25 protein-coding genes are annotated in these 22,215 nt (G+C 67.5%); 9 read left to right on the top strand and 16 right to left on the bottom strand.

Features of this window, described 5'->3' with window-relative positions:
* Positions 1-179: 179 nt before the first annotated feature.
* The 5 genes from ACO07J_RS16340 to dapE form a co-directional block, all read right to left on the bottom strand.
* A complete protein-coding gene (locus tag ACO07J_RS16340; RefSeq protein ID WP_422030864.1) occupies positions 180-1,202 on the bottom strand; it encodes an aspartate-semialdehyde dehydrogenase in 1,023 nt (340 codons plus the stop codon).
* Between the two features lie 75 nt (positions 1,203-1,277).
* Entirely contained in the window at positions 1,278-2,453 is a 1,176-nt protein-coding gene (locus ACO07J_RS16335) for an MFS transporter (protein WP_422030862.1), read from the bottom strand.
* A gap of 539 nt (positions 2,454-2,992) precedes the next feature.
* On the bottom strand, positions 2,993-3,547 hold the full coding sequence (locus ACO07J_RS16330; RefSeq protein ID WP_422030860.1) for a TIGR04282 family arsenosugar biosynthesis glycosyltransferase: 555 nt from the start codon (positions 3,545-3,547) through the stop codon (positions 2,993-2,995).
* A gap of 23 nt (positions 3,548-3,570) precedes the next feature.
* Complete coding sequence (locus ACO07J_RS16325; protein WP_422030858.1) at positions 3,571-3,996, bottom strand: GNAT family N-acetyltransferase; 426 nt, start codon at positions 3,994-3,996, stop codon at positions 3,571-3,573.
* A complete protein-coding gene (gene dapE, locus ACO07J_RS16320) occupies positions 3,993-5,141 on the bottom strand; it encodes a succinyl-diaminopimelate desuccinylase (protein WP_422030856.1) in 1,149 nt (382 codons plus the stop codon). Before dapE ends, ACO07J_RS16325 begins: the two co-directional genes overlap by 4 nt.
* A 312-nt stretch (positions 5,142-5,453) precedes the next feature.
* Between dapE and ACO07J_RS16315 the strand changes: the two genes are divergently transcribed.
* From ACO07J_RS16315 to ACO07J_RS16300, 4 genes are all read left to right on the top strand, one after another.
* The gene (locus ACO07J_RS16315) at positions 5,454-6,542 is read left to right on the top strand and encodes a Hint domain-containing protein (protein WP_422030854.1); all 1,089 of its coding nucleotides are present in this window, start codon (positions 5,454-5,456) and stop codon (positions 6,540-6,542) included.
* Positions 6,543-6,617: 75 nt separating this feature from the next.
* The gene (locus ACO07J_RS16310; protein WP_422030852.1) at positions 6,618-7,280 is read left to right on the top strand and encodes a Crp/Fnr family transcriptional regulator; all 663 of its coding nucleotides are present in this window, start codon (positions 6,618-6,620) and stop codon (positions 7,278-7,280) included.
* 161 nt (positions 7,281-7,441) lie between these two features.
* On the top strand, positions 7,442-8,497 hold the full coding sequence (locus ACO07J_RS16305) for a PAS domain-containing protein (protein ID WP_422030850.1): 1,056 nt from the start codon (positions 7,442-7,444) through the stop codon (positions 8,495-8,497).
* 87 nt (positions 8,498-8,584) lie between these two features.
* Positions 8,585-9,543 (top strand): IS630 family transposase gene (locus tag ACO07J_RS16300; RefSeq protein ID WP_422029650.1). Its coding sequence is split into 2 segments (ribosomal slippage): positions 8,585-8,926 and positions 8,929-9,543, totalling 957 coding nucleotides; the frame shifts between segments, so codons are not numbered across the junction.
* 12 nt (positions 9,544-9,555) lie between these two features.
* Here ACO07J_RS16300 and ACO07J_RS16295 read toward each other — a convergent pair.
* On the bottom strand, positions 9,556-9,891 hold the full coding sequence (locus tag ACO07J_RS16295; protein ID WP_422030848.1) for a hypothetical protein: 336 nt from the start codon (positions 9,889-9,891) through the stop codon (positions 9,556-9,558).
* 116 nt (positions 9,892-10,007) lie between these two features.
* Between ACO07J_RS16295 and ACO07J_RS16290 the strand changes: the two genes are divergently transcribed.
* Positions 10,008-10,403: a rhodanese-like domain-containing protein gene (locus ACO07J_RS16290; protein WP_422030846.1), complete on the top strand. Its 396-nt coding sequence runs from the start codon at positions 10,008-10,010 to the stop codon at positions 10,401-10,403.
* 112 nt (positions 10,404-10,515) lie between these two features.
* Complete coding sequence (locus ACO07J_RS16285; protein ID WP_422030844.1) at positions 10,516-11,187, top strand: SDR family oxidoreductase; 672 nt, start codon at positions 10,516-10,518, stop codon at positions 11,185-11,187.
* Here ACO07J_RS16285 and ACO07J_RS16280 read toward each other — a convergent pair.
* The 4 genes from ACO07J_RS16280 to ACO07J_RS16265 all read right to left on the bottom strand — a co-directional run bounded on the left by ACO07J_RS16280 (position 11,184) and on the right by ACO07J_RS16265 (position 14,800).
* On the bottom strand, positions 11,184-12,080 hold the full coding sequence (locus ACO07J_RS16280) for a hypothetical protein (protein ID WP_422030842.1): 897 nt from the start codon (positions 12,078-12,080) through the stop codon (positions 11,184-11,186). The genes ACO07J_RS16285 and ACO07J_RS16280 overlap by 4 nt on opposite strands.
* A gap of 13 nt (positions 12,081-12,093) precedes the next feature.
* On the bottom strand, positions 12,094-12,921 hold the full coding sequence (gene dapD, locus ACO07J_RS16275) for a 2,3,4,5-tetrahydropyridine-2,6-dicarboxylate N-succinyltransferase (protein ID WP_422030840.1): 828 nt from the start codon (positions 12,919-12,921) through the stop codon (positions 12,094-12,096).
* A 175-nt stretch (positions 12,922-13,096) separates the two neighbouring features.
* Positions 13,097-13,747 carry a DUF1236 domain-containing protein gene (locus tag ACO07J_RS16270; protein WP_422030838.1) on the bottom strand — a complete coding sequence of 217 codons (651 nt, stop codon included), beginning with the start codon at positions 13,745-13,747 and terminating at the stop codon, positions 13,097-13,099.
* Positions 13,748-13,873: 126 nt separating this feature from the next.
* Positions 13,874-14,800 (bottom strand): threonine/serine dehydratase, encoded by a 927-nt coding sequence (locus tag ACO07J_RS16265; protein ID WP_422030836.1) that lies wholly within the window; start codon positions 14,798-14,800, stop codon positions 13,874-13,876.
* An 80-nt stretch (positions 14,801-14,880) separates the two neighbouring features.
* Between ACO07J_RS16265 and ACO07J_RS16260 the strand changes: the two genes are divergently transcribed.
* Positions 14,881-15,708, top strand: coding sequence for a TIGR00730 family Rossman fold protein (locus tag ACO07J_RS16260; RefSeq protein WP_422030834.1), 828 nt, complete (start codon positions 14,881-14,883; stop codon positions 15,706-15,708).
* 218 nt (positions 15,709-15,926) lie between these two features.
* On the opposite strand, the gene ACO07J_RS16255 is transcribed toward ACO07J_RS16260, so the two are convergent.
* Complete coding sequence (locus ACO07J_RS16255) at positions 15,927-16,466, bottom strand: adenine phosphoribosyltransferase (protein WP_422030832.1); 540 nt, start codon at positions 16,464-16,466, stop codon at positions 15,927-15,929.
* A 100-nt stretch (positions 16,467-16,566) separates the two neighbouring features.
* The gene (locus ACO07J_RS16250) at positions 16,567-16,689 is read right to left on the bottom strand and encodes a hypothetical protein (RefSeq protein WP_422030830.1); all 123 of its coding nucleotides are present in this window, start codon (positions 16,687-16,689) and stop codon (positions 16,567-16,569) included.
* A gap of 108 nt (positions 16,690-16,797) precedes the next feature.
* On the opposite strand from ACO07J_RS16250, the gene ACO07J_RS16245 reads away from it, so the two are divergent.
* Positions 16,798-16,977 carry a hypothetical protein gene (locus tag ACO07J_RS16245; protein ID WP_422030828.1) on the top strand — a complete coding sequence of 60 codons (180 nt, stop codon included), beginning with the start codon at positions 16,798-16,800 and terminating at the stop codon, positions 16,975-16,977.
* 9 nt (positions 16,978-16,986) lie between these two features.
* Here ACO07J_RS16245 and ACO07J_RS16240 read toward each other — a convergent pair whose 3' ends face one another.
* The 4 genes from ACO07J_RS16240 to ACO07J_RS16225 all read right to left on the bottom strand — a co-directional run bounded on the left by ACO07J_RS16240 (position 16,987) and on the right by ACO07J_RS16225 (position 20,395).
* Entirely contained in the window at positions 16,987-17,466 is a 480-nt protein-coding gene (locus ACO07J_RS16240) for a DUF2269 family protein (protein ID WP_422030826.1), read from the bottom strand.
* Positions 17,463-18,743, bottom strand: a complete 1,281-nt coding sequence (locus ACO07J_RS16235) for a DoxX-like family protein (RefSeq protein WP_422030824.1) — start codon at positions 18,741-18,743, stop codon at positions 17,463-17,465. Before ACO07J_RS16235 ends, ACO07J_RS16240 begins: the two co-directional genes overlap by 4 nt.
* Positions 18,740-19,366, bottom strand: coding sequence for a LysE family translocator (locus ACO07J_RS16230; protein WP_422030822.1), 627 nt, complete (start codon positions 19,364-19,366; stop codon positions 18,740-18,742). Before ACO07J_RS16230 ends, ACO07J_RS16235 begins: the two co-directional genes overlap by 4 nt.
* A gap of 147 nt (positions 19,367-19,513) precedes the next feature.
* On the bottom strand, positions 19,514-20,395 hold the full coding sequence (locus ACO07J_RS16225; protein WP_422030820.1) for an S-methyl-5'-thioadenosine phosphorylase: 882 nt from the start codon (positions 20,393-20,395) through the stop codon (positions 19,514-19,516).
* Between the two features lie 118 nt (positions 20,396-20,513).
* On the opposite strand from ACO07J_RS16225, the gene ACO07J_RS16220 reads away from it, so the two are divergent.
* Positions 20,514-22,214 (top strand): SulP family inorganic anion transporter, encoded by a 1,701-nt coding sequence (locus tag ACO07J_RS16220; RefSeq protein ID WP_422030818.1) that lies wholly within the window; start codon positions 20,514-20,516, stop codon positions 22,212-22,214.
* Position 22,215: the final 1 nt, after the last annotated feature.

The following is a 22,215-nucleotide window of genomic DNA, read 5'->3' as shown; positions in this document are numbered from 1 at the left end:
GTATCGACTATCTCCGTTAGACGCGGCCCAAGACAAGCTCCTTGGCGGGGCTGCGCAACTTTACGCATTTTTTGTCCCGATCGGCTCGGATCGAACCTGCGGCGGCCCCCCGACCCACCCGGCACCACGAAAAAGGGCGCCCGAAGGCGCCCTTCCATAATCCTTGGCTGTGTCGGCCCTCACGCCTTCTTCAGCACCCGGTTGCCCAGCGTCTCGGCAATCTGCACCGCGTTCAGCGCCGCGCCCTTGCGCAGGTTGTCACTGACGCACCACAGGTTCAGCCCGTTGTCGATCGTCGGGTCCTGCCGGATGCGGCTGATGAAGGTGGCGTAATCGCCCACGCACTCGATCGGCGTGACATAGCCGCCGTCCTCGCGCTTATCGACGACCATGATGCCCGGGCTCTCCCGCAGGATGTCGCGCGCCTCGTCCTCGTCGAGGAACTCTTCCGTCTCGATGTTCACCGCCTCGGCGTGACCCACCAGCACCGGCACCCGCACACAGGTGGCGGTCACCTTGATCGACGGGTCGACGATCTTCTTGGTCTCGACCACCATCTTCCACTCTTCCTTGGTGGAGCCGTCTTCCATGAAAACGTCGATATGCGGGATCACGTTGAACGCGATCTGCTTCTGGAATTTCTTCGGCGCGATCTCGCGGGTCGGGTTGTAGATGTCCTTGGTCTGGTCCCAAAGCTCGTCCATCCCTTCCTTCCCGGCGCCCGAGACGGATTGGTAGGTGCTTACCACCACGCGCTTGATCTTGGCGCGGTCATGGATCGGCTTCAGCGCCACCACCATCTGCGCGGTCGAACAGTTGGGGTTCGCGATGATGTTCTTCTTGGCATAGCCCTCGACCGCCTCGGGGTTGCACTCCGGCACCACCAGCGGCACGTCCGGGTCGTAGCGGTAGAGCGACGAGTTGTCGATCACTACACAGCCGGCCTTGGCGGCCTTGGGCGCATAGGTCTTCGTCGCGTCCGACCCGATGGCGAACAGCGCGATATCCCAGCCGGTGAAATCGAACGTGTCGAGATCCTGGGTCTTGAGGGTCTTGTCGCCAAAGCTCACCTCGGTGCCCAGAGAGCGGCGCGACGCAAGCGCGGCGATCTCGTCCACCGGAAACTGGCGCTCGGCCAGGATGTTCAGCATTTCACGGCCCACGTTGCCCGTGGCACCCGCGACAACGACCTTGTATCCCATAATTCAGACTCCTGATCGGAATGGATCAACGGCGGCTTCCATACAGTGTCAGCGGCCCGAGTGAAAGCGGATATCTCAGTCCATCGAGTCGCGGCTGAACAGATAGATCACCAGGCCGAGAATCAAGACCGCACCGAAAACCGCGAACAGCGTCGCATAGGCCGCACCGGCCCCGGCCTGCGCCGTCACCGCGGCATGAAGCGGCCCCGAGCCGAACTGCGCCGCCCCCGCGCCGCCGATCCCGAACATGTTCATCAGCGTCACGCCCCGCCCCGCCAGGTGCGGGGGAAAGAAGCCGCGCGAATGCGCGATGATCATCGGGAAGGAGGCGCCGAAAAACCCGATCGCCGCGCACAGCACCACCACGGCGGCCACGCCGCCCTCGGCCATCGCCGCCAGCAGGAACAGGCAGCCGGCCGCCAAAAGGTTGCCGCCGAACACGACCCACTTGCGGCTCCCGAACACCCGGTCCAGCGGGCCATAGGCCAGCGTGCCCGCGATCATCGCGATCCCCATCACCAGCGTCGCCTGCCCCACCTGCCCGGTATCCAGCCCGTGGATATCCGCCAGGTACGGCCCCATCCACAGCCCCCGGATGGCCGCCGAGGGGGCGTAGGCAATGAACATCAGCGGCATGATCGCCCACAGCACCGGCATCCGCAGCAGGTCGGCCAGCGACCCTTTCGCCTCGCCCTCGGGCGCCTCGGGGTCGCGCACCCATGCCCCGATCCCCAGCGAGACGATCAGCGAAACCCCGGCCAGCCCCGCCAGCGACGCCCGCCACCCCATCGTCTCCGCCGCAAAGGCCATCGGGTAGGAGGCCACGAGGTTGCCGACCGACCCCACCCCCAGCATCAGCGCTGCCAGCGTGGCGAACCGCGCGGGCGGAAACTGCCGGGCGAAGATGTAATAGGACGCCATCAGCACCGGCGAACACCCGATCCCGATCAGCACCATCGCCACGTCGATATGCCAGCCCTGCGTCGCCACCGCGAACAGCGCCGCCCCCCCGCCGCCGCCGATCCCCAGCAGCACCGACGCCGTCCGCCGCGGCCCGATCCGGTCCAGCGCCCAGCCCACCGGCAGCTGCATCAGGGCAAACGTGAAGAACCACAGGCCCGAGGCAAAGGACAAATCCTCCGCCGTCACCCCCAGGTCGCGGCCCAGCGGCTCGCTCAGAACAGCCAGGAAGGCCCGGAAGAACTGGCTCAGCACGTAGGCCAGGCAAAGAACGGCAAGCCGCACGCGCATCGTCAACTCCGCTTGTGGTCGCGGTTACGTCGCACGGACACCGGCAAGGCGCAAGCCCACCCGGCGCGCCCTGTCCCACCCGTCCCGGCCCCCGAGCCGGGACTTCGCCTCACACTGCCTCCGCCCCGGCGCCCCAGCGGGAACCTCGCCCCTCCAGAGGCCCCGGGTCAGGCCCGGGGCGGGCAGATCAGGAACCGCTGCCAACCGGCAACGATACCCCGATTTCGGTCCCGTCCCGCCATCGGCGCCACGCCAAGGCGCGGCCCTGTTCCGGGCGCGTCCCAAACCGCACCGGCGGCAAAACCAAACCCCTCGCCCCCAGACAACCACACCCCGTCCCGGCCCCGAGCCGGGACCTCGCCCCGCATGAGTCCCCGGCCCGGACCCGCGACAAAGCAAAACCACCCCAATCCCTGACCCCGCCGCCCGGCCCCCCGCACCGACGCAATACCGACGTAATACCGACGTAATACCGACGTTGGAAATCGGCCCGTAGGGTGGGTGAAAGCCACCTCTCACCCCGCTGGAAAATCACCCCCCTACCCGACCAAATCCGCCGCCCGGTCCACATCCCGCAACGTGTCGCAGAACCCCACGCGGCACCCCGAAAGGCTCGCCACGCTGTCCTCCAGCGCCGCCCCCGTCGACCACCGCACCCCCCAAAACAGCCCCGCCGGCGGCCGCGCCACGCGCTTCATCCCGACCAGCCAGAACCCGCCGTCCTCCGCCGGTCCAAAGACCGCGTCACGTTCACCCAACATCCTGAAAGCCTTGGCCAAATGCGCCTTGCGCACCCCCGGGATATCCCCCCCGATGATGCAGACCGGCCCCGGCGGCATCGCCCTCAGCAGCCGCCCCATCCGGTCCCCGAGGTCGCCACGCCCCTGCGCCACCCGCGGCAAATGCGCGGGCCAAACCCGGCTGGCCATCCCGCCCCGGTCCGGCGCCACCGCCAGCACCAGCCGCCAGCGCGGGTCTTCCACCCGCCGCAACAGCCTTGCCGTCTGGTGCCGGAACCACCACGCCGCCTCGACCATCCCGATCTCCCGGCCCAGCCGCGTCTTCACCCGCCCTGCCCGCGGCTCCTTCAGCATCACCACGACCTGCCGCCGCGCCTTCACAGGCTGCGGCCCATCATCCGGTGCGGCTGCCCGCCGGCATCGGCGAATTCCGGGCCATAGGCCGTAAACCCTAATCGCTCGTAAAGCCCGATCGCATAACTCTGCGCCCCCAGCTCCGCCCGGGTCACCCCCGGCACCCCGCGCAGCACCTCCAGGCAGGCCCCGACAAGCGCCAGCCCGATCCCCTGCCCGCGATGTTCGCGAAGCACGCAAACCCGCCCGATCTTCCCCGTCGCCCCGTCGACCAATATCCGCCCGCACCCCACCGGCACCCCGTCCAGCACCGCCAGCACGTGATGCGCCTCGCCATCACGCCCGTCCTGCTCCACGTCCTCGGGAACGGACTGCTCCTCGATGAACACCGCCCGGCGCAGCGCCACACAGGCGGCGATATCCTCCGTCGGCCCGACCGTCAGCGTCACCCGAAATACTCCCGCAGGATCCGGCCATAGATCGCCTTCAACTGCCGGATCTGCTCCACCTCGACCCGCTCGTCCACCTGGTGCATCGTCTGGCCCACAAGGCCGAACTCCACCACCGGACAGTGATCCTTGACGAACCGCGCATCCGATGTCCCGCCCGTGGTCGACAGCACCGGCACCACGCCGGTCTCGGCCTCCACGGCCTGCGCCACCATGTCCGACAACGCCCCCGGCGGGGTGATGAAGCTCTCGCCCGACACCTTCACCTCCATCTCGCCGGTCACGCCGAACGCGTCGGCCACCCGGTCCAGCTCGCCCTGCATCCAGTCGATCAGCCCCCAACTCTCATGCGCATCGTTGAACCGGATGTTCACCGTCGCCCGGCACTGCGCCGGAATGACATTCGTCGCCGGGTTCCCGGTGTCGATCGTCACCACCGCCAGCGTCGAGGGATCGAAATGCTCGGTCCCCTCGTCCAGCACCTCGCTCGCCAGCCGGTCCATCAGCCGCGCCATCGCCGGCAGCGGGTTCTTCGCCCGGTGCGGATAGGCCGAATGCCCCTGCACCCCGGTGATGGTGAACCACGCCGAGAGCGACCCGCGCCGCCCGATCTTGATCATGTCGCCCATCCGGTCGGGGCAGGTCGGCTCGCCCACAAGGCAGACGTCCATCCGCTCGCCCTCCCGCTCCATCCAGTCGAGCAGCGCCACCGTGCCATCGACCGCGTCGCCCTCCTCGTCGCCGGTGATGGCCAGGATCACGGCCCCCTCCGGCGGCGTCTGCGTCACGTAATCAATGGCGGCCGCGGCAAAGGCCGCCACGCCCGATTTCATGTCGGTCGCCCCGCGCCCCCACAGGAACCCGTCCTTCTCCTCCGCCCCGAAGGGCGCCACGGTCCACGCCGCCTCGTCCCCCACCGGCACCACGTCGGTATGCCCGTTGAAGCCAAAGCTCTTCGCCGCCCCCTTCTCGCCCCAGCGGGCGAAGAGGTTCGCCACCCCGTTCCGGTCAACCCGCGCACAGGCAAACCCCGCCTCGCTCAGCCGCGCCTCCAGCAATGCCAGCGCGCCCCCCTCCTCGGGCGTCACCGAGGGGCAGCGGATCAGGTCGGCGGTCAGGGCGACAGGGTCGATGGGCTGGGTCATGCAAGGTCCTTTCGGCTGGGTCGGGTCTCGGCCACAGGCTCTGGCCGGTTTCTTCACCCTCGTGAATAACGCTTAACAATCAAGGACAAATCTGATACGCAACCCCCAATAAAAACCCCGAGGCAGGGCATACCATGGCGGCCGCAACAGGCCGCGAACCGGGCGGACAGTCGACAACCTGTCCCACAGGATACGGGCACACCGCCCGTCTTCCCCCGCGCGCATGGGTCCGGCCCCGACCGAACAAGAGGCGGGACAGGCAGGCATGAGCAGGAATGTCGAGCGTCCGACAGATGACACGGCGGCCCGGGCATGACCTGGATCGGCGTCAGCGATCGCACCTCCGCATGGTTCTCGCTTCAGGGTGCCGGCGGCGCGCCCGACACCGGCGAACGCCTTCCGCCCGACAGCCTTTTGCCCCGCGGCACCCTGCTGGTCGAAACCCGCCTCTCCCCCGACAACCGGCCCCAGACCCTGCTGGCCTTCCGCCGCTCGCACCCTTGGTCCGGCACCTTCTCGCTCCAGGCCCTGCCCGGCGGCAGCGTCGTGCTGATCGAGGCGCAGGAGGGTGACACCCGCACCGCCATCCTGCCCTGCCCCTACAACGACCGCACCGACGTGGTGCGCCTGAGCTACAGCTGGGATGCCCCCGGCCGCACCGGCCGGCTGAGCATCGAGCGGCCCTACCCCAACAGCACCCATTCCGTCGACCTGCCCAACTCGCGGCCCATGGTGCTCGACGACCTGCGCGAACTCACCCTCCGCCGCGGCCAGTCCGAGACCGACCGCGAGGTCACCTTCCACGCCGTCTCCGACGCGGTCGAGCCGGTGGGCCCGATGCCGGGCCTGACCTCGCAGACCCGGATCCTGACCAGCATGGGCGAAACCCCCGTCCACCGCATCCGCCGCGGCGACGTGGTGATCACCGACCGGGGCGAACAGGTGCCGGTGCTGCAGGTCGTCCGCCGCACCGTGCCCGCCAAGGGCAGTTTCCACCCGATCCGCCTGCGCGCCGGCTATTTCGGCCTGACCCGCGACATTGCCGTCTCGCCCAACCAGAAGCTGGTGATGCGCGGCTCGGATGTCGAGTACATGTTCGGCCGCGAGGCGGTGCTGGTGCCCGCCCGGCATCTCGTCAACAACGTCTCGGCCTTCTGGGCCAAGGGGCCGGAAATGGTCACCTACTACCAGGTCCTCCTGCCCGGCCACGATGCGGTGATCGCCTCGGGCTGCGCCGTCTCCAGCTTGCTCATCGGCCGCATCCGCCGCAAGCCCGACGCGCTGGCTGCCAGCGTACTCGCCGGGTTCGACCGCGCCCGCCTGCCCGAACACGCCCAGCCCGCCTGGCCCATCCTCAAGCCCTTCGAGGCGGTGACACTGGCCAGCAGCCGGGCAGCTTGAGCGGCAGGAACCAAATTCGTCTGCCCGCGTTCTCAACGCATGGTGCAGGAGACACAGAACAGGGTTTTGAGGGCTTTGCCGCCTGCCACACGTCAGGAGGTGCAGGGGCATTGCGAGTTGGTCGAGTTCGACGCCCGCACGGTGTTGCATCAGGTGGGGGAACGAACCGAGGCCGTCTATTTTCCCGAATCCGCCGTCATTTCGGTGCTCGCGACCTATGGCGACGGGTCGACCATCGAGATGGCCAATATCGGGCGCGAGGCCTGCACCGGCATCAACCTCACCCTCGGCCGCGAGGCCCAGCTCACCGCCAACGAGATCCAGGTCGGCGGCACGGCGCTGCGGCTGCCCGCCGCACGGTTCGTCAGCCTGCTGGAGAAGGACGCATTCCGCCACGTGCTCTTCGCCACGGTGCAGGCGGTGCTGTTTCAGGTCATGGTCTCCGGCGCCTGCAACGGCGCCCATGACGCGCGCCAGCGCCTGTCCCGCTGGCTGCTGACCATGCATGACCGCGCCGATGGCAGGCACATGAACCTGACCCACGAGTTCCTGTCGCACATGCTGGGCGTGCGCCGCGCGACGGTGTCCAAGGTGGCGGCCGAACTGCGCGAGGAAGGGTTGATCACCTATTCTCACGGTCGCATGGCCGTCACCGACCACAAGGGCCTGCGCAAGGCCAGCTGCGAATGCTACGACCGGGTCCGCGGCGCCTATGCAACATTGTTGCCGGAGGGGTAAAATGGACTATTTCATGGCAGCGTTGGTACGATATCGTACAGATCACAACCTTTAGAGACGTTAACATTAGTCGGTCGGCCTGACCGGTGCACAGTGAACTGTCCGGCCGATCTCAGGGGATATTGCGGATGGATCAGGAACGGCTCGGCGATGACGACCAAATGATAACGACGGCAATCCGGCGGTCACCGCTCGCGATGGTTTTGACCGACCCCCGCCTGCCCGACAACCCGATCACCTATGTAAACAGCGCGTTCGAGGCGCTGACCCTCTACAGCCGCGACTACGCGGTCGGCCGGAACTGCCGGTTCCTCCAGGGCCCGGAAACCGAGCCCGAGGCCGTCGAACGCATTCGCCAGGGCCTGCGCGGCGAAGAGGAATTCGAGGTCATCCTCACCAACCACCGGGCCGACGGCACCACCTTCCGCAACCAGCTTCTCCTCGCCCCGATCCACGACCCGCAGGGCCAGCTCAACGGGTTCTTCGGGCTTCAGCGCAGCGTCCCCGTGCCCGACAAGGGCGCGCAGTCGATCACCGAGGACACGTCGCTCCAGCTGCTCCGCGAATTGCAGCACCGGGTGAAGAACCACCTTTCCATGATCGTCAGCATGATCCGCATCCAGGCCCGGCGCGAGGTCACGGCCGAGTCGCTCAAGGCCATCAGCCGGCGGATCGAGGCGCTGTCGGTTCTCTACGACGAGCTGCTCAACACCAATGCCACGGGCGATTCCGACACGAACCTCGCCGCCGGCGCCTATCTCAGCCGCATCGCCTCGGTCGTCGCCAGCCTCGAGCCGCGCAGCTCGATCCGCCTCAACGTCGAGTGCGACGACATCTCGCTGCCCGTCGATCACGCCGCCCGGCTTGGCCTCTTGCTGTCGGAATTCGTGACCAACGCCTTCGAACATGCCTTCGAGGGCCGGGACACCGGCGCCGTCGATATCCGCTTCACGCGGCTGGACGACGGCACCGTCCGCCTGATCGTACAGGATGACGGCAACGGCATTCCCGAGGGCTACGACTGGCCCTACGGCGCCGCCACCATCAGGGAACAGCGCGACCGCGCCGAACACGGCGACGGCCGGCTCGACACAACCGGGCACGACCGCGTACCGGGCGTCGGCGGCAGCATCGTCACCGCGCTCACCGACTCCCTCGGCGCCACGCTCACGGTCGACGGGGCGGGGCCGGGCACCCGGATCACCGTCGATCTGTGAAGACCTAAAGCATTCCGCCTTTAACCTGAATCGCGGCGATTCCCACGCGCATGATTTTGTGATTCATCCTGTTTGGGAGGATGGATCATGTCAGCACCTTTGCCATCGGCGCTCCGGGCGCGGTTTCAGCGATATATTGAGGAAGGGTTGAGCGGTCGCGCGGCGGCGTTGCGTTTGAAGCTGTCGCCAGCCACTGGAGCCCGCTGGGCGCTTGCGATCCGGCGGACAGGCCGAGCGGCGGCTGCACCTCAGGGCCGGCCGAAAGGCAAGGGCAAGTTGGACCCTCATCGGTCCTTCTTTGCCGAAATCATCGAGCATGATGGCGATATAACGATGCCTGAGCTGAGCGCGGCGCTGTATGATGCGACGGGCGTCAGCGCGCATCCCAACGCGATTGGAAAGTTCCTTCGCAAGCTCGGCTACACATACAAAAAAAGTCACTGGTCGCCACCGAGCGCCGCCGTGCCAAGGTAAGGCGGCAGCGCGAAGACTGGTTCAGGCACCGTATTCCGGCCGTGATGGCGCAGCCGGAACGCGTTGTCTTCATTGACGAAACATCCGTGAAGACAAACCTGGCCAGACAGCGGGGATGGTCGCGATGTGGAGAGCGCCTGATCATGGACGCCCCGTTCGGGTCATGGGGCACCCAGACCTTCATCGCCGGGTTGAGCGCCGATGCGATGATCGCACCCTGGGTGATAAAAGGGGCCATGGATGGCGCGGCCTTCACCGCCTACGTCGAAAAGGTGCTGGTGCCGGAACTCTCACCTGGAACCGTGGTCATTCTGGACAATCTCGCCACGCACAAGAACGCCGAAGCGGAAAAAGCGATGCGCAGGGCAGGATGCTGGTTCCTATTCTTGCCGCCCTACAGTCCCGACCTCAACCCCATCGAAATGGCATTCTCCAAGCTCAAAGCACACCTGCGCCGGATCGGCGCGCGCAGCTTCACCGACATGTTCAACGCACTCGCCGACATCTGCGACCTCTACTCAACCGAAGAGTGCTGGAACTACTTCAAGGCTGCCGGATATGTCTCAGGTTAAAGACGGGGTGCTTTAGTCGTAGAACGGTGTCATCTGCGCCACGATCACCGCGTTCTCGTCCAGCGCCCGCTGCATCAGCGCGCGTTCCTCGTCGCTGATGTCATGGCCTTCGGCCTCCCGCTCCTCCAGCGTGCCATAGCCCGACACGTCCAGCGGCGCGGTATCCGCCTGCTTCAGGATCGCCACCGTCTCGCGCACCGCCTCGGCCTCGTCGACGCCGCTGGCATAGACCACCAGCGCCGCACCCGTGGCCTTCTCCGGCAGCCCGTCCCCCGCCTTCCGCCCGACCTCGACCAGAAGCGTGAACACCTGCTGCCGGCGCGGCGGCGTCTTGCTGTTTCCCGACATGACCGTCACCCTTTCCGTTCCGCCCTGCCCTGCGCCACGCGGGCCCCCAAGTCAATCCCGCTTGCATTCCCGACCGCGGGCCATACCTTCCCGGAAACGGCAAAGGGACCGCACCGATGAAACGCATCAAGGACATGGTCGCCGAGGCGAACGCCATGGTCGACCACGCCCCCGCCACCGCTTACCTCGACCAGCACGGCGCCGAGGGCGTCACCTTCGTCGACCTCCGCGACCCGCGCGAACTCGACCGCGAGGGCATGATCCCCGGCGCCTTCCACTGCCCGCGCGGCATGCTTGAGTTCTGGATCGACCCCGACTCGCCCTACGCCAAGGACCAGTTCCAGACCGGCAACCGCTTCGTCTTCTACTGCGCCTCCGGCTGGCGCTCCGCCCTCTCCGCCCGCACGGCCCAGGAGATGGGGCTGGATAACGTCAGCCATATCGACGACGGCTTCTCCGGCTGGAAGAAGGCCGGCGGCCCCGTCGGCGAAAAGCCCGGCCGCTCCAAGTAACCGTTTTGTTTGAAAGAAAACGGATCGAGATCTTTTAAAGATCTCGCCCCCCTTGCCAACCGCGCACAACGCCACACCTCCCGCCCCAACGCAGACCGAACGGGAGCCCCCCATGCCCAAGACCCTCTTCATCACCGGCGCCTCCACCGGTATCGGCGCCGCCACCGCCCGCGCCGCCGTCAAGGCGGGCTGGAACGTGGGCCTCATGGCCCGCTCCGCCGACAAGCTCGACACCCTCACCGCCGAACTGGGCGAGGCCGCCCTCGCCCTCCCCGGCGACGCCACCGACCTCGCCGCGCAACAAGACGCCGTGCGCCGCACCGTCGACCGCTTCGGCACCCTTGACGCGGCCTTCGCCAATGCCGGCACCGGGCTCGACAAACCGGGCACCGAGGGCGGCGACCCCGAGGAATGGCGCAAGCTCATTGATCTCAACGTGATGGGCGTGCTCTACACCGCCCGTGCCGCCCTGCCGGAACTGCGCAAGACGCGCGGCCACCTCCTCCTCACCGGCTCCGCCGCCGGCCGCAACCACATCAAGGGCTCGATCTACTCGGCCTCCAAGTGGTTCGTCCACGGCTATGCCGGCAACATGTCCGAGGAAATGCGCGACTGGGGCGGGCGCTGCACCCTGATCTCGCCCGGCATGGTCGACACGCCCTTCTTCGACGAGGCCAAACCCGACAAGCTCAAGCCCGAGGATATTGCCGGGGCGGTCATCTTCGCGCTCACGCAAGACCCCCGCACCGAAGTGCGAGAAGTCCATGTCATGCCGACGGGCTAGGCCGGCTCCGGCGCATCAATCACCGAGGCCGTGTCAAGGCCAGCGTCGGGCTCCCAATCGGGCAGGCTTTCATAGACATGTCGTACCCCGTCCATCAGGGCGCGGCGCTCCACCTCTGGCAGAGCCCGCCATTCGGCCGCCTGGCATCCCCACCGGAACGCGATGTCGCCAAACTGGTCTCCGTTGTGAATGGACGTCACCAGAAGAACCGCCAGCGCCGGAACATGTCCCGGCTCACCCGGACAGTGTGACTTGAGCTGCACCGTTTCCAGCGGGAACCAGCCGCCGTCCTGTTCCGCGATGACACAGGCCCGCGCGTCGATCACGTCGTTCAACCGCGACAGGTGCTGTTCCCAGCCATTGCCGTAATCCGCCATCGCCACGGCCCGGCGCTCTTCAGGACCAGCGGCGCGGGCCAGGGCGCACAACGCCGCGCAGACCTCCGCCCGCGATCGCGACAGGCACTCCGCCTCCGAAATCGACGGATGTGCCGGCCCAAGCCCCGCCACAGCTTCGCGCATGCCGTTGAACAAGGCCGCACGAACCGGACGCGGCTGAAGGGCAACCTCCCCGGAAACCGTTGGCCAAAGATCCGCCAGCCCCACCTCGTCCCGCCCTGCGGCAAGCGAGGCGGCAAGGTTCATCGCAAACACGGGAAGGGCAGGCCCGCCCTCCGTCCCACCCTCCCGCAGGATGCGCGCCGGGAGGGCGGTAATCCCGTCGAAAGGGTCAAGCCCGAACGGATCGCGCGCCATCCCCTCGAACCAGTCCCGCAGCCGCGTCGCGGACACACCCCCCACCCCGAACATCGCCACGGCCAGCGGCCCGTCGACCGGATGCAGCAGTGCGACCAGATCGGCCACCGCCTGCCCACGGCGAAAGATGCGCGTCATGTGGGTATGGGTCTCAATCCCGCAGCAGCTCGTTGATCCCGGTCTTCGAGCGGGTCCGCTCGTCCACCCGCTTCACGATCACCGCGCAATAGAGGTTGAGGTTGTTCTTCGTCGGCATCGAGCCCGACACCACCACCGAATAGGGCGGCACCTCGCCCATGAAGACCTCGCCGGTCTCCCGGTCGACGATCTTGGTGGACTGGCCGATATAGACCCCCATGCCGAGCACCGAGCCCTCGCGCACGATACAGCCCTCGACCACCTCCGACCGCGCCCCGATGAAGCAGTTGTCCTCGATGATCGTCGGGCCGGCCTGCATCGGCTCCAGCACGCCGCCGATCCCCACGCCGCCCGACAGGTGCACGCCCTTGCCGATCTGCGCACAGGAGCCCACGGTGGCCCAGGTATCCACCATCGTCCCCTCGTCGACATAGGCGCCGAGGTTCACGAAGGACGGCATCAGCACCACGCCCGGCGCGATATAGGCCGACTTGCGCACGATGCAGTTCGGCACCGCCCGGAACCCGGCGGCCTTCCACTGGTTGTCGCCCCAGCCCTTGAACTTGCTGTCGACCTTGTCCCACCAGCCGCCGCCTTGCGGGCCGTTGTCATGCTGTTCCATGTCCTTGATGCGGAAGCCCAGCAGAACGGCCTTCTTGGCCCACTGGTTGACGCGCCATTCGCCGTCATCCTGCCGCTCGGCCACGCGCAGCTTGCCGCTGTCCAGCGCGTTGAGCGTGTCCTCGATCGCCTCGCGCGTCTCGCCGCCGGTCGAGGGGGTGATGCTGTCGCGTGAATCCCACGCGGCTTCGATGGCTTGTTCAAGTTGGGCGTTCGACATCGGGCGTCTCCGTGACAGGTCTGGTTCTCGCTGCCATGCCCTATACGGGGGCGCCGGTCAGATCGCAATGCGACGCCGCACCGGCCTTTCGCGGCACGGGCCCCTCGCCGGAACGAAAAAACCGGCGGGCGCCATGCTGCGCCCGCCGGTATTCGCATTTGTCGGGTGTGCGGTGTTACCGCACGATGTAGACCACGCGCCGCTCGGCCGGGTCGACAACAACGGGCACGCCGTTGACATAGGCATAGCGGTATTCCGACGTCGGAACGGTGGTCAGCGTCACCGCCACGGGCAGTTGCACGCCGGTCACGACTTCACCTTCGAGATAGACCGGCTCGACCGGGTTCTCGCGGACATAGACGATGGTTTCTTCGCCCGGATCGCTGGCCCCGCCAAGCGCGCCACCGACAACAGCGCCGGCCGCGGCGCCCACCGGGCCGCCAGCAATCGCGCCGATGAGGCCACCGGCGGCACCGCCCGCGGCAACGTCGTCGGCATTGTTGTCCTCGTAGGTCACCGTGGTCACCTCGATCTGGTCACGGTTCGGCGCGATCATCAGCTGTTCGCCGTCAAGCGAGGCCGACAGGTAATCCCCGTAGGCCCAGCCCTCGACGCCGTCGAAGCTGACCTTGCACCAGGCATTTTCGGCAAGGCAGCCGTGGACGTTCACGGCCCCTTCGGCGGGGATGACGCCGACGATGTTCTGTTGCGGCCCGGGGCCAGCACGCAGGTTCAGGTCGGTCACGGCGGTGGCGCTGGTTTCCGCAAATGCGGCACCGGCACCCATTGTTCCGATCAGGGTCATGGTCAGAATTTGCGTCTTCATGGCTCGAATCCTTGTGGCTGTTAAAGACTGCGCTGTCCGGCAGAGTCACCGCCGGTAAGCTGGGGTTAAAAACGCCTGTCCGGCGCATCCGTTCCCCGTCAGTCTCCACCACACCGGAAATGGGCATCATCCCGCCGAAAGCGGGTCAGGCGCGATATTTCCGCCGCAGAGCAGCACCGCCACCCGCTCGCCGGGCTCTGGCACGTAGGCCCCCGCCATCAGCGCCGCAAGCGCCGTCGCGCCTGCGGGTTCCACCAGCTGCCGCATCTCCTGCCACAGGGCCGTCTGCGCCTCGGTGATAGCGCTATCACCAACCAATACGCTCTGGATCCCCTGCGCCTCGGCCAGCCCGTAACAGATCTCCCCGATCCGCCTGGCTCCCAGCGCGTTGGCCGCCACGCCCGACACCTCCACATCGACCGGCCCGCCGGCCTTCAACGCGTCATGCAGCGCGCAGGAGGTTTCGGGCTCCACCGCCACCACCTTGCGCCGCCCCTGAAGCCACGCCAGCGCCCCGCCGATCAGCCCGCCGCCGCCCACGGCGATCAGCACCGTGTCGGCCTGCAGCCCCTGGTCCTCCCACTCGGCCATGCAGGTCCCCTGACCGGCCACCGTCGCCTCCGCGTCATAGGCATGGATCTGCATCGCCCCGGTCTCGGCCTCGTAGGCCCGCGCCGCCTCCAGCGCGTTGGCATAGGCCCCCGGCACCACCTGCAAATCGGCCCCCAGCCGCTCGATCAGCCCGATCTTCGCGGGCCCCGCCATCTCCGGCACGTAGATCCGCGCCCGATGGCCCAGCTTCGCCCCGGCATAGGCCACCGCCGCGCCATGGTTGCCGCCCGACGCCGCCACCAGCCCGGCCGCCGGCACCTCCATCGACAAAAGCGTGTTGAACGCCCCGCGCGCCTTGAAACTCCCGGTGTGCTGCGCCTGCTCCAGCTTCATCTCCACCGGATAGCCCAGCCCGAACCCGCGGGCCTCCACCACGGGCGTCCGCCGCACATGGCCGCGCACCCGATGCCACGCCGCCTCTATCCCGGTTTTCCAGTCCATCGCGCGTCCCTCCCGCTGGTCAAATCCGGGCGAACCCTATACCCCTAGTAGGCCAGACCCAAGCAGGGAAGACACGCTTCATGCAAGACGAACGCTACAGCCAGTTCCGCGACGCCCATTCCGACCGCAACACCGCCGAACAGGTGCCCGACACGCCCCAGACCCGGGCCCCGGCCTATCGCCTTGCCTTTGCCGATGACGACTTCCTCTGCCGCGACGAACTGCGCCCGGTGCGCCTCCAGCTCGAGCTGCTCAAGCCCGAGATGATCCTCAACGAGCGCGGCATCGAAAGCACCGTCGTCCTCTTCGGCGGCGCCCGCATCCCCGAACCGGCCAAAAAGGACACCGCCCGCACCGAAACCCTGGCGGGCCTCTCGCGCTTCTACGACGAGGCCCGCGAATTCGCCCGGCTGATGACGATGAAATCCATGGGGTCCTACGGCAAAGAATTCGTCATCGCCACCGGCGGCGGCCCCGGCGTGATGGAGGCCGGCAACCGCGGCGCGGCCGACGCGGGCGGCTCGTCCATCGGGCTCAACATCGTCCTGCCGCATGAACAGGCACCCAACGAGTACGTGACGCCCGGCCTCTGCTTCAACTTCCACTATTTCGCCATCCGCAAGATGCACTTCCTGATGCGCGCCCGCGCCATCTGCTGCTTCCCCGGCGGCTTCGGCACGCTCGACGAGATGTTCGAGGCGCTGACCCTGATCCAGACCGACCGCATGAACCGCGTCCCCTTCCTGCTCTTCGGCGAGGAATTCTGGCGCAGCATCATCAACTGGGAGGCGCTGTCGGAGGCCGGCACCATCTCGGCAGAAGACCTCGACCTCTTCCAGTTCGTCGAGACGGCGAAGGAAGCGATGGAGATCATCGAGAACTGGAGCGGCGAGATCCCCCACCCCTGACCCGCGTATTGGCGCCCCGTTCTAGGAGGGAGGGAACGGGGCACCGGCACGATCCTACGGAAAGGCCCGCAAGCAAGGCCGACCTGGGTCGGCTGGTTCCCTACTAGAGCGTCAAGGTTAATTCCCCGTTTACGCCGTCACCCGAAAACCCGTCCCGGGCCTGACCCGGGACCTAGCGCCACACACAAGCCGGGCCATCGCACCGCAAGCGCCCCCGCTCAAGCCCCCTCGAACGCACAAAGCGCGTGCACATCCATCCCCAGCTTCTCCAGCCGCGCCCGGCCGCCCAGCTCCGGCAGGTCGATGATGAACGCACAGCCCACGATCTCGCCCCCCAGCCGCTCGATCAGCCGGATCCCGGCCTCCGCCGTGCCGCCCGTCGCCAGCAGGTCATCCACCAGCAAGACCGTCTCGCCCGCCGCAATCGCGTCGTCATGCACCTCGACCACCGCCTCGCCATATTCCAGCTGGTAATCCTCCGAGATCACCTTCCCCGGAAGCTTCCCCTTCTTCCGGATCGGCACGAACCCCACCGAAAGCTGGTGCGCCATCGCGCCGCCAAGGATGAACCCCCGCGCCTCGAGCCCCACCACCTTGTCGATCCTGAGCCCGGCATAGGGGTGCAGCATCTGGTCCACCGCCATGCGGAACCCGCGCGGATCGGCGAACAGCGTCGTCACATCGCGAAACATGATCCCCTCGTGCGGGAAATCGGCGATCGTGCGGATATAGTCTTTCACATTGGTGGATTTCGGCATGTCCGGCCCCCGGGATGATGTCGGTTCCGTGGTCCGGTTTCGCCGATCCCGGCCCCGTTCGCAAGGGCCGGGTCGGGCGCGCCCCGCCGGGCGCGCGGTCTCAGCGCACGTTCCGCGTCCTGACGATCAGCGTGTAAAGCGCGTTCGGCACCCAGCGCAGGTGCGGGCGTTTCCAGTCCATCCGTTCGCGCACGAGATAGTACTTTGCCGTATCGAGTGTCATTTTTTCAGTTCCTTTCCCGCCGTTTGGCCGCTATGTTAGCCTCGGTTGCATATGCAATGTATATACATTGTATTGGCAGAAAGTCAAGATGGCAGGGGCGAAAACAGCGTGACCAAGAAAGACGACAAGAAGGACAAGAAGAAATCGGGCAAGAAAGACAGCCAGTTGATCCTTCGCCTCGACAAGCAGGAGCGTGATGAATTCATCAAGCTCTGCAAGGAGATGGACACCAGCGCCGCCCGCGAAATCCGTGCCTTCATCCGCGGCTTCGTGGAAAAGAACGGCTGACCCGCCCCCTCACCACAGCGCGGGCTTGGCCACCATCAGCCAGAAGACGCCCACCAGCGCGATGAACGCCGGCCAGCCCAGCACGAACCACACCCGAAACGCCCGCCGCGCTGCCTCCGGCAACGGCTCGCCGCGCAGCAGCGCCTCGCCCGCCATGTCGCGTATCCTGATCTGCAGCCGCACCACCGGCACCCAGGCCGCTAGCGCCACGAGGTAGAGCCCGTAGGTCACCACCAGCCACGGCTCCCCCGCGCCATACCCCGCCAGGTACACCAGCCACAGCCCGCTCAACGGCTGCACGATCCCGGCCGGCAGGGTGAACAGCCAGTCCGCCACCACCACCCCCGACGCGACCGAGTGGATCGTCTCCAGCCGCCCCGTCCGCATCGCCCACACCATCTGGAACGCTGTCCCGATCCCCGTGCCGAACAGCACCGTCGCACTCAGGATATGCAGCCATTTCGCCAGCAGGTACGGATCGACGCTCACCGCTCTTCCTCCAGCACGTAGACCACCGCGATCAGCGCCAGCACCGGCAGGTTCTTCAACAACCCGCCCAGCGGCAACAGCCACAACACCGGCGCCAGCACGCTGAACGCCACCGTGTATCCCAGCACCATCGCCGCCTGCACGCCGGCCATCAGCTTCGGCCGCCACCCCCGCAGCAACGCGCCTGCAATCGCAAGGTCCGCCACACCCCCCAGCCGCGCGAACCCGATGGCCAGCCAATCCGTCACGCCGCTGCCCTCGATCAGCGGCAGGAACTCCGCCGCCGGCAGGATCAGCCCAATCACCCCCGAGGCCAGCCACAGTACCGCCAGCACCACCCGCAGCACCGGCCGCATCAGGTACAGCCGCGCATGCCACAAATCCTGCGTCCCCGCGGGCCTCGCCCCCGAGAACTCCGAAAACCCCCGCGGCCCCTCCGGCATATCCCTGACCGCCGCGCTCGGCTCTGCCAGCACCCCCGCCTCCAACTGCCTCACCGCCGTCAGCGAGATCGGCCCAAGCCGCATCGCGTCGCCCATCCGCCCCATCCCCCGGCACAGCCAGACCGGCAGCCGTAGAACCGGCACCGCCGACAGCCCGAGCCAGCGCCGCAAGGCCTGCAACATCTCCGCCTGCGTCACCACCTCCGGCCCGCCGATCTCCTGCACCCCCTCCACCGGATGCACCAGCAAATGCGCCACCGCCCGCGTCAGGTCCGCCGCATGCACCGGGTTGAACGGCTGGTCGCCCTGCCCCACCACCGGCATCACGACGGGCAACGCCGCCAGCCCCCGCGCCAGCGACGACCCGCCATAGGACGTCTCCCCCAGCACCAGCCCGGCGCGCAGCGGAACGATCCCATGCGCCAGCGCCACCGCCTCGCCCTCACGCCTGTGCCGCGCAAACCCCGTCTCGCTGTCGTCGATGCCCACGGCGGAGATCAGCACGCCCCGCGCATCATCGCCCATCGCCTCGTAAACCGCCCCCGGCGCCCGCACATGCACCGCCTCCGCCACGCCCTCCGACGCGCTCAGCACGCCCGCCGCGTTCACGATATGCGTGACACCTTCCAGCCGCCCCTGCCAGAAATCCACCGTCGCCGCCTCCGGCGCCGCCAGATCGGCCTCCAGCGTCTCGAACCCCATCCGCGCCAGCCGCCCGCACCGCCGCGCCGAGGCCACAACCTGCCACCCCGCCGCCCGCAGCCCGAACGCCAGATGCCGCCCGATGAACCCATCGGCCCCGAGGATCAGAACCTTGCCGGAATGGCCGCTCATGCGCTCCGGCGCAGGGTCGCGGTCATCACTCCCATGCCGATCAGCGCCACGCCGCCCCCGCGCGTCAGCCAGGTGATCACGCCGGGTTTCCGGATCGTCTGCCGCAGCCTGTCGGCCAGCAGCGCATAGGCCAGCGCATTCACCGTCGCCAGCCCCACGAAGGTCGCGATCAGGATGGCGAATTGCGGCGCCAGCGGCTCACCCACGGTCACGAACTGCGGGACAAAGGCGATGAAAAACGCGATCGACTTGGGGTTCAGCGCCGTCACCGCCGCCGCGTGCCAGAACACCCCGCGCCCGTTGACCTGCGCACCGCGCACCTCCTCGAGCCCGCCCGCCGGCGCGCTCCGCAACAGCTTGATCCCCAGCCAGACCAGGTACACCGCCCCCGCCCATTTCAGCACGGTGAACAGCGTCGCCGACGCCAGCACCAGCGCCCCCAGCCCCATCAGCGAGGCGCTCATCGCCACCAGGTCGCCCAGCGCCACGCCGGTCGCACTCGCCACGGCAACACGCTTGCCCTGGCTCAGCGCATAGCTCAGCACCAGAAGCACGGTCGGCCCCGGGATCAGCAAAAGCGCGGTCGACGCGGCCGCAAAGGCCAGCCAGAGATCGAATGGCATGGAACTCTCCCCTCTCAATCCTTAGGCCGGGCTTCAGCCCGGCACCTCTCCCGAGATACCCAACCCCGAACCCGCCCCCACGTCAACGCCCGGCACCATCCCCGCCCGGAACAAGCCGCGCCCTGGCGCGGTGCCGGGCGAGCGCCCTCACCGCGAAGACAAAACCCGCCCCGCAACCGCATCCAGCATCGCCACCAGGTCCGGATCCCTTGCCTCCGGCGCCGTCAAGATCGCGAACTCCAGCGCCCGGTCGCACCCGTGCGGGCAGGCCTCCCGCTTCGCCCCCAGCAACCCCGGCAGGCCCTTCACCATCGCCCGCGCCTTGTCGGCATTGCCCTGCAACGTCGCGATGATCGCCGAGATATCCACCTCGCCGTGATGCGGATGCCAGCTGTCGTAATCCGTCACCATCGCCACCGAGGCATAACAAAGCTCCGCCTCCCGCGCCAATTTGGCCTCCGGCATGTTGGTCATCCCGATCACGTCACAGCCCCACACCTCGCGATACATCTTCGATTCCGCCAGCGTCGAGAACTGCGGCCCCTCCATCGCCAGGTATGTCCCGCCCCGGTGCACCGTGATCCCCGCCGACCGGGCGGCTGCCTCGCACGCCTCGCCCAGCCGCGGACAGGTCGGATGCGCCAGGCTCACATGCCCCACGCAACCCGTCCCGAAAAAGCTCTTTTCCCGCGCAAAGGTCCGGTCGATGAACTGGTCGACGATCACGAAATCCCCCGGCGCCATCTCCTCGCGGAACGACCCGCAGGCGGAAACGGAAATCACATCCGTCACCCCCAGCCGCTTCAACGCATCGATATTGGCCCGATAGGGCACCGTGCTTGGCGAATGCACATGCCCCCGCCCGTGCCGCGGCAGGAACGCCATCTTCACGCCCCCCACCCGGCCGCACAGAACCTCGTCCGACGGCGCGCCCCACGGGCTCTCGACGCTCACCCACTCGGCGCCCTCCAGCCCGTCGAACTGGTACAGCCCCGATCCGCCGATCACCCCGATCATCGTCTCCGTCATGTCGCGCTCCCTGCCTGAGTTTCCCGCACTTTGCCCCGCGCCGCCCCGAATGGAAAGCCGCCCGGTGTATCCATGCAGCCACCACAAGGCACCTTTCCCGCCAGGGGGGTGGCGTCCGATGCTGCGCTGCAGTATCAGCCCCGCAACGCGAACGAAAAATCTCAGAGAGAACCGCCCCGTGACACGCGACCTCAAGGCCGCCGTAGCCAGCCGTCTTGCCATCCCCCACCTGCGCCCCGACCCGCAGGAACCGCTCACCCCCGCCCGCCTCCGGATCGAGCTCCTGTCGGGCCTCACCGTCGCGCTGGCGCTGGTGCCCGAGGCGGTGGCCTTCGCCTTCGTGGCGGGCGTCCACCCGCTCGTCGGCCTCTACGCGGCCTTCCTCGTGGGCCTGATCACGGCGCTGATCGGCGGCCGCCCCGGCATGATCTCGGGCGCCACCGGCGCGCTGGCCGTCGTCATGGTCTCGCTCGTCGCCCAGCACGGGATCGAATACCTCTTCGCCACCGTTGTCCTCATGGGCATCCTGCAGATCACCGCCGGCGTGCTGCGCTGGGGCAAGTTCATCCGCCTCGTGCCGCACCCGGTGATGCTGGGCTTCGTCAACGGGCTCGCCATCGTGATCTTCCTTGCGCAACTGGGCCAGTTCAAGGTGCCCGGCACCATGGTGCAAACCGATCACGGCATGTCGGGCGGAGAGTGGCTCTCGGGCATGCCGCTCTACACCATGCTCGGCCTCGTCGCGCTCACCATGGCGCTGATCTGGGTCATGCCCCGCATCACCCGCCTGATCCCCGCACCGCTCGCCGGCATCGCCATCGTCGCCGGGCTCGTAATCGCCCTCGGCCTCGACGTCCCCCGCGTGGGCGATCTCGCCTCGATCCAGGGCGGGCTGCCCTCGCTGCATATCCCGATGGTCCCGTTCACCCTCGAGACGCTGGAAATCATCCTGCCCTACGCGGTGATCCTCGCCGCCATCGGCCTGATCGAAAGCCTGCTCACCCTCAACCTCGTGGGCGAGATGACCGGCAAGCGCGGCGGCGCCAGCCAGGAATGCATCGCGCAAGGCGTCGCCAACACCGTCACCGGCTTCTTCGGCGGCATGGGCGGCTGCGCCATGATCGGCCAGTCGATGATCAACGTGAAATCCGGCGGCCGCACCCGCATCGCCGCCATCGCGGCGGCGCTCTTCCTGCTGGTCTTCATCCTCTTCGCCGCGCCGCTGATCGAGCAAATCCCGCTGGCGGCGCTGGTCGGCGTGATGTTCATGGTGGTGATCGGCACCTTCGCCTGGAACTCCTTCACGATCCTGCGCAAGGTCCCCCTGACCGATGCGCTGGTCATCGTGCTCGTCACCATCGTCACGGTGCAATACGACCTCGCCATCGCGGTGGTCGTGGGCGTCATCGTCTCGGCGCTGGCCTACGCGTGGAACAACGCCACCCGCATCCATGCCCATACGCGTGACTCGGTCACCGAAACCGGCGCCAAGGTCTATGAAATCCAGGGGCCGCTGTTCTTCGGCTCGGCCGCGGGCTTTGCCGAACTCTTCGACATCGAGAACGACCCCGATGCCGTCATCGCCGATTTCGCGCGCAGCCGCGTCGTCGATCAATCGGCCCTGCAGGCCATCGAAGCCATCGCGGCGAAATACGAGGCCGCGGGCAAGCGCATCAAGCTCCGCCATCTCAGCCCGGATTGCCACCGCCTTCTGAAGAAGGCCGGCCACCTCGTCGTCGATAGCGACGACGACCCGGATTACCAGCTGGCCGTGGATTACGGCGTGCGCACCGGCGTGCTTGGCGGGGCGGAAGGCTGAC

Source organism: Roseovarius sp., assembly GCF_965228755.1.
Classification (GTDB): domain Bacteria; phylum Pseudomonadota; class Alphaproteobacteria; order Rhodobacterales; family Rhodobacteraceae; genus Roseovarius.
The sequence above is the reverse complement of the archived record's forward strand: the minus strand, read 5'-3'. Positions and strand labels throughout refer to the sequence as shown.

Coding starts and splice junctions, on each gene's coding strand:
- ACO07J_RS16340 (WP_422030864.1), bottom strand. CDS start 1,202: ATGGGATACAAGGTCGTTGTCGCGGGTGCCACGGGCAACGTGGGCCGT.
- ACO07J_RS16335 (WP_422030862.1), bottom strand. CDS start 2,453: ATGCGCGTGCGGCTTGCCGTTCTTTGCCTGGCCTACGTGCTGAGCCAG.
- ACO07J_RS16330 (WP_422030860.1), bottom strand. CDS start 3,547: ATGCTGAAGGAGCCGCGGGCAGGGCGGGTGAAGACGCGGCTGGGCCGG.
- dapE (WP_422030856.1), bottom strand. CDS start 5,141: ATGACCCAGCCCATCGACCCTGTCGCCCTGACCGCCGACCTGATCCGC.
- ACO07J_RS16315 (WP_422030854.1), top strand. CDS start 5,454: ATGACCTGGATCGGCGTCAGCGATCGCACCTCCGCATGGTTCTCGCTT.
- ACO07J_RS16305 (WP_422030850.1), top strand. CDS start 7,442: ATGATAACGACGGCAATCCGGCGGTCACCGCTCGCGATGGTTTTGACC.
- ACO07J_RS16295 (WP_422030848.1), bottom strand. CDS start 9,891: ATGTCGGGAAACAGCAAGACGCCGCCGCGCCGGCAGCAGGTGTTCACG.
- ACO07J_RS16290 (WP_422030846.1), top strand. CDS start 10,008: ATGAAACGCATCAAGGACATGGTCGCCGAGGCGAACGCCATGGTCGAC.
- ACO07J_RS16285 (WP_422030844.1), top strand. CDS start 10,516: ATGCCCAAGACCCTCTTCATCACCGGCGCCTCCACCGGTATCGGCGCC.
- ACO07J_RS16280 (WP_422030842.1), bottom strand. CDS start 12,080: ATGACGCGCATCTTTCGCCGTGGGCAGGCGGTGGCCGATCTGGTCGCA.
- dapD (WP_422030840.1), bottom strand. CDS start 12,921: ATGTCGAACGCCCAACTTGAACAAGCCATCGAAGCCGCGTGGGATTCA.
- ACO07J_RS16270 (WP_422030838.1), bottom strand. CDS start 13,747: ATGAAGACGCAAATTCTGACCATGACCCTGATCGGAACAATGGGTGCC.
- ACO07J_RS16265 (WP_422030836.1), bottom strand. CDS start 14,800: ATGGACTGGAAAACCGGGATAGAGGCGGCGTGGCATCGGGTGCGCGGC.
- ACO07J_RS16260 (WP_422030834.1), top strand. CDS start 14,881: ATGCAAGACGAACGCTACAGCCAGTTCCGCGACGCCCATTCCGACCGC.
- ACO07J_RS16255 (WP_422030832.1), bottom strand. CDS start 16,466: ATGCCGAAATCCACCAATGTGAAAGACTATATCCGCACGATCGCCGAT.
- ACO07J_RS16250 (WP_422030830.1), bottom strand. CDS start 16,689: ATGACACTCGATACGGCAAAGTACTATCTCGTGCGCGAACGGATGGAC.
- ACO07J_RS16235 (WP_422030824.1), bottom strand. CDS start 18,743: ATGAGCGGCCATTCCGGCAAGGTTCTGATCCTCGGGGCCGATGGGTTC.
- ACO07J_RS16230 (WP_422030822.1), bottom strand. CDS start 19,366: ATGCCATTCGATCTCTGGCTGGCCTTTGCGGCCGCGTCGACCGCGCTT.
- ACO07J_RS16225 (WP_422030820.1), bottom strand. CDS start 20,395: ATGACGGAGACGATGATCGGGGTGATCGGCGGATCGGGGCTGTACCAG.
- ACO07J_RS16220 (WP_422030818.1), top strand. CDS start 20,514: ATGCTGCGCTGCAGTATCAGCCCCGCAACGCGAACGAAAAATCTCAGA.